Source organism: Bacillus sp. GMa5/1 (assembly GCF_050172015.1).
Classification (GTDB): Bacteria; Bacillota; Bacilli; order Bacillales; family Bacillaceae_G; genus Bacillus_A; species Bacillus_A cereus.
In genome coordinates, this window is sequence record NZ_JBNLYC010000241.1 from 1 (window position 1) to 5099 (window position 5099).

Consider the following 5099-nt stretch of genomic DNA (forward strand, 5'->3'; position numbering starts at 1 on the left):
TTATATCAAGTAATGGTAGCGGAGCAATTAATTGAAGCGAAACAATTAAAAGAAAAAATAGAGAAACAGATTAATAAAATTGAAGCTGATCAAAATCTATCGCTTTACTACTCCCTACTAAACTTTAAATATAAGGTCCTAACCGATTGGACAAACATTAAGTATGATACTTTTAGTCAAATTGTTCGTTTAGACAATCCAATAACTGAAGACTTTATTACTTATTATTATCACTTTTTTAAAGCTGAACATGCTACCATTATTGGAAATTATGATGAAGCAAAAAAAGAATACGAAAAAGCTGAATCCCTTTTAAAACATGTACCAGGTGAACTAGAAGAAGCTGAATATAAATATAAATTTGCTATATTTAATCACCATACAAACAAACCACTTACAGCAATCAATTATGCAAATCAAGCGAAAGAGATTTTCTCAAAATATCCACGTTATGAAATTAAAATAGCTCTATGCGAAAACATTTTAGGCTCATGTTCTGTTTATTTAAAACAATTCGAACAAGCCGAAGAGAACTATAATTCAGCAATCAATATTTTACAAAAGCTGAAAGACGATACACTAATCTTAAAAGTTCGAAATAACTTAGGTTGGCTCTACTCTTCTCAAAATCTATCAACCCTTGCTATTAGACATCTTACAATAGTTACAAACAAATTACCTAAACACCTAAAAGCCAATTTTCTACAAGCCAAAGAACATTTTAGTTTAAATGAAAAAGAACTTGCAAACGATTGGGTTCAAAAAGGCTTAGAAATTTGTAATGAATTAAATAATCAAGAATATAAACACCATTTCACTATCTTAAAAACACAACACACTGGTATTCTAGACGACTTAGAAAACGCAATCATTGCAGGCACCACATATTTTAACAGTAAAGAATTATACGATTATGCACAAGAATATTACGAATTATTAGCAGTAGAATTTCATAAAGTGAATAAAATAGAGAAATCTCAAAAATATTTTTTCAAAACTTACGAAGCAAAACAAAAATTATTAACTAAGGAGGCACTAAGATAATGAAAAAGATTAGTTTAGCTATTTTAACCTTTACATGCATACTTGCTTTTGGCTTTAATAATTTCACTGAAAATCAACAAGCAAAACAACTTCCAAAATGGGATACAGATAAACAAGAAACACATGCAGACCTGTAGAAACCTAAAAACCCCTAATAAAGGGGTTTTTAGGTTTCTACAATATAATGATTTAGCATATGATGAAGAAATACGCTTATAAAAGATATCCATACACAGATACTCTCTGTACATGGATATCTTTTATTTTTTCGGCACCAACAAAATCCCTAAACTAATAATACAAAAGCTCATTATTTGCTGTGCTGATAGACCAAACTGTACCGAATTTTGTTCACTAACAAGCGAAATAATAATTTGAGCAAACCCCTCAACAATTAGAAAAATACTTATATTCTTTCCATTTCCGAGCCTTTCATTTTTCATCCATAACAAACCCATTATACAAAGGTTGAGGATAATCTCATATACAAAAATAGGATGATACAAAAATTTAGATTCGTATATATTCATTCCCCATGGTAGTGTCGTTTGTACACCTACTTCATGATGTAATAGAAAATAAAAGATAATGCACACACACAATCCAAAAGGGAGTACATCAAGTAAAATGCGAAGCGAAAATTGTTCCTTTTTACTTTTCCAAACAATGTATACACTAGCAATTACGCATCCTACTACAATATGTTGCATACTTCCTATAGCTAATAATGCTTGCAATGGCGATTTAAAAGCCCATACAGGATTTAAAATTGCTGGTGCAAACTTCCATACAAATACGATGATAATAAACGCATTTGTTACGGCATCCATCATTTTTTCATATGATGCATTTTGATGCCTCATCTTTCGTTTCATCAACATAAATCCAAATAGACTTCCAATTATAAGAGATACGGGTTGTAATCTCACGATCCACTCCATCATCACGAAATCCCCTTTTAGCTCTCAATCAATTTCTTAAATTTCTTTTCTAATTGATCTGGTGGTAATACACCTCGCACATGATCTACTATAATTCCATCTTTATTAACAAAAAATGTCGTCGGTAAAGAGAATACTTTATAATCTAGTCCAGCTACTCCGTCCATATCTAATAGAACAGGAAACTCAAACCCATAGCGATTAGCAAATGCGCTTGCTTCTTGTACTGGGTCACTAACAGTTGCATTCACCGCAAAAATTTCAACATCCTTTTTATATTTATCATACATATGAACTAAGTCAGGTGCCTCCATTTCACACGGCCCACACCATGATGCCCAAAAATTAATAATATATGGTTTTCCCTTGGCATCATTTAACGACTGCAACTTTCCGTCTAATCCTTTTAATGTGATGCCAGGTGCTTTAAAACCTACTTGTGGTAATACTTCTTTCTCTTGTAACTCTGCTTGTTTCGCTTTTCTTTCCTTTTCTTCTTTCTTTGAATTATAAAAGTTAACCCCCGCCCAAACGAGAGCACCTACTAGTATAATAGCAATTAGTTTCTTCACTTTCCTTCCTCCTCATTTTTAAAAACCTGTAAATCCACCGAATAGACGAATAAAGAATGCTGTAATTTTCGTCATTTGATTTGTATACAATAAAATACCTGTTACAATCATCATTCCACCGCCAATTTTCATCATGACATTGGCATATGTAACAATCCATTTTACCTTCCCAATAAAGAATGCCATCACGAAAAATGGAATCGCAAACCCAAGAGTATACGCTGTAATATAAAGAAGTGCCCCTTCAGGATTCGTCGCGCCAAGCATGAGTACAGCTGAAAATATCGGTCCAACACATGGCGTCCAACCCGCTGCATATGTCATACCGACTAAAATCGAGCGAATATATCCAGTCGATTTACTTCTATACTGCACCTTTTTCTCTGCCATAAGCCACTTAGGCTGAAACAAGCCCGTCATAAATAGCCCCATTAAAACAATAAAAATCCCACCAATTTGTTGAATCAATTTTTGGTTAGATGAAAATGTTATTCCAATCCAGCTTACCGATAAACCTAACGCGTAAAATATAACCGAAAATCCGATCATAAAAAATACTGTATGTATAATCGCTGATTTTTGCATAATCCCACGATTTTCTTTTAAATCTTGAATAGACACACCTGTAATATAAGATAAATAAGATGGATATAGCGGTAAAGAGCACGGTGATATAAATGACAATACTCCCGCCCCAGCCACAAGCCAAATTGTTAAATCTGCTGCATTCATTTTATTCCCCCTAAAACACTACAATGAGTAGTGTTTATTCTTAAAAAAAGAGGCTATATGCACTCTCCGACAATAAGTACAATCGACACACAGAATAACCCTACTGTTACATATACCGAGTTCGTATGTAACGGAATAGTAAGCTTAGCAACCTTTTCATTTAACACTTGCTCGATTCGTAAATTTATTGCTGTTTTTGCAAATGAAGCTGTAACACATCGATTTTCCATTGTCTTTATTTTAATTAATTTTAATAACGCGCTACCTAACTCAAATGAAGATTCCATTTTTTGCATCGCATATTTATCTGCTGCTAACTCTTGATACGTATGATATCGTTGTAACAATTCTTTTAATATCGGGATGTACATCATTCCTTCTGCTAATAACGTAAAACAAAATAATTTTAGCGGATCCCAATTATTTTGATGATATTCTTCATGGAAAATAATCGCATCAATCTCTTCATCTGAAAACGTCTGAAGCAAACCTTCCGACATGACAACTTTCGGACGGAATAATCCAATTGTAAACGCTGCAACTTCCACAGTCGGCAGTATATATATTTGTTTCCCTTTTCTAATAAGTGGGATAAGTACTTTTTGTACTTTTTTACTATAGAAAAATTGCCGCCAAATTCTTTTACACACAATCAATACAGTAATTAATAATAACCCCGCTACTATAATACGAACCATTGATAGTTCTTTCATATGTTTTTCTAACTGAAACAAGCAAAACTTTGAAAGGAAGAATGCCTTATTTTGAAAGAGAAATGGATATGTAACATAATACAATAACAAGCTGAAAAAGAGGGTACTAACAATGAGCGCTAACAATACGATTTTACGCATTTGCCATTTCATTTCATCGATCCTCTTTTTTTAACTGATTCAATTTGTCTTCTAATTTTTTTATTAAATTCGGATCAGCCTGCTCTAACTCATCTATCATATGTGTTATAACTAAATCTCCAAATTCCCCCACTAATTCCTGTGTCATTTTCTTCGTTTGATTGGATAAGAATTCTTCTTTCGTTTGTATAGCACGATATATGCCACTTCTTTTTACAGTCTGTTTTTCTAAGTGTAATTTCTCTACTAACCTGTTCATAACTGTCATAACAGTATTAAAATTCACAGGCGATTCTTCACTTAATTTCTGCTGGACTTCTTTAATAGTAATACCTTCAGTAGACCAAATAATCTCCATAATCTTCGCTTCAAGCGGTCCAAAGAAATGATTTAACCCGTGCTCATTTAACTTATAGTTTTGAGTAAACATTGTACAACTCCTTTCACACTACGGATTGTAGTATAAATTAAATGAAAGGTCAAACGTAAATGATATATATGAAAATTAACTACCCATAAATACATAGGCTATTCCATTCATTTTAAACCTAATTTTTCTCCAAATGTATCAAAAAGATACTGCTCTAATATTTGTACACTAAACTTTTCATTACGTCCAAGTGCAAATAATTCCCGATTCTTCGCTACGATAGTATCTAACGGAATAACTACATTATCCACTATTTTTGTAATTTCAATTATATTACTTTTCACATTTACTTCTGTTTTAAATTCAACGTTTTCTAACACTATATGTGAACGTCTTCCTGATGCAAAAAAAGTAAAATTAGGATTTTTAACAACGCCAATTTCAGTCTCTAACGCATATAAATAGTGAAAAATTACATCTCTATGTCCATCTTTTATTATTTTATTATTTTTTCATCCTTCTCATCGTCTAAGTATTCTTTCAGCTTCGTTGTAAATTCAAATCGAAAATCCACTTTTTTCACGCT

General features: G+C 32.4%; 7 protein-coding genes and 1 pseudogene. 2 read left to right on the forward strand and 6 right to left on the reverse strand.

All coding sequences use genetic code 11. The features are described 5' to 3' along the window. Both ACQGSG_RS26410 and ACQGSG_RS26415 read left to right on the forward strand, forming a co-directional pair. The coding region (locus ACQGSG_RS26410) for a tetratricopeptide repeat protein (protein ID WP_426948400.1) at window positions 1–1044 on the forward strand (1044 nt) is incomplete at its 5' end. After that, on the forward strand, window positions 1044–1181 hold the full coding sequence (locus ACQGSG_RS26415; RefSeq protein ID WP_000724010.1) for a hypothetical protein: 138 nt from the start codon (window positions 1044–1046) through the stop codon (window positions 1179–1181). The genes ACQGSG_RS26410 and ACQGSG_RS26415, both read left to right, overlap by 1 nt. Before the next feature lie 123 nt (window positions 1182–1304). Here the strand turns inward: ACQGSG_RS26415 and ACQGSG_RS26420 are convergent, their stop codons facing one another. The 6 genes and pseudogenes from ACQGSG_RS26420 to ACQGSG_RS26445 form a co-directional block, all read right to left on the reverse strand. Beyond that, entirely contained in the window at window positions 1305–1985 is a 681-nt protein-coding gene (locus ACQGSG_RS26420; RefSeq protein ID WP_033667336.1) for a prolipoprotein diacylglyceryl transferase family protein, read from the reverse strand. A 17-nt stretch (window positions 1986–2002) separates the two neighbouring features. Further along, on the reverse strand, window positions 2003–2557 hold the full coding sequence (locus ACQGSG_RS26425; RefSeq protein WP_000733185.1) for a TlpA family protein disulfide reductase: 555 nt from the start codon (window positions 2555–2557) through the stop codon (window positions 2003–2005). An 18-nt stretch (window positions 2558–2575) separates the two neighbouring features. Further along, window positions 2576–3289 carry a cytochrome c-type biogenesis protein CcdA gene (ccdA, locus tag ACQGSG_RS26430; RefSeq protein ID WP_050821757.1) on the reverse strand — a complete coding sequence of 238 codons (714 nt, stop codon included), beginning with the start codon at window positions 3287–3289 and terminating at the stop codon, window positions 2576–2578. A gap of 53 nt (window positions 3290–3342) precedes the next feature. Further along, window positions 3343–4155, reverse strand: coding sequence for a M56 family metallopeptidase (locus ACQGSG_RS26435; protein ID WP_325842278.1), 813 nt, complete (start codon window positions 4153–4155; stop codon window positions 3343–3345). A gap of 1 nt (window position 4156) precedes the next feature. Then, the gene (locus ACQGSG_RS26440) at window positions 4157–4573 is read right to left on the reverse strand and encodes a BlaI/MecI/CopY family transcriptional regulator (protein ID WP_000495049.1); all 417 of its coding nucleotides are present in this window, start codon (window positions 4571–4573) and stop codon (window positions 4157–4159) included. A gap of 107 nt (window positions 4574–4680) precedes the next feature. Continuing rightward, window positions 4681–5087, reverse strand: a pseudogene (locus ACQGSG_RS26445) (DUF3942 family protein). Between the last annotated feature and the right edge of the window lie 12 nt (window positions 5088–5099).

Coding starts and splice junctions, on each gene's coding strand:
- ACQGSG_RS26440 (WP_000495049.1), bottom strand. CDS start 4,573: ATGTTTACTCAAAACTATAAGTTAAATGAGCACGGGTTAAATCATTTC.
- ACQGSG_RS26435 (WP_325842278.1), bottom strand. CDS start 4,155: ATGAAATGGCAAATGCGTAAAATCGTATTGTTAGCGCTCATTGTTAGT.
- ACQGSG_RS26420 (WP_033667336.1), bottom strand. CDS start 1,985: ATGGAGTGGATCGTGAGATTACAACCCGTATCTCTTATAATTGGAAGT.
- ACQGSG_RS26415 (WP_000724010.1), top strand. CDS start 1,044: ATGAAAAAGATTAGTTTAGCTATTTTAACCTTTACATGCATACTTGCT.
- ccdA (WP_050821757.1), bottom strand. CDS start 3,289: ATGAATGCAGCAGATTTAACAATTTGGCTTGTGGCTGGGGCGGGAGTA.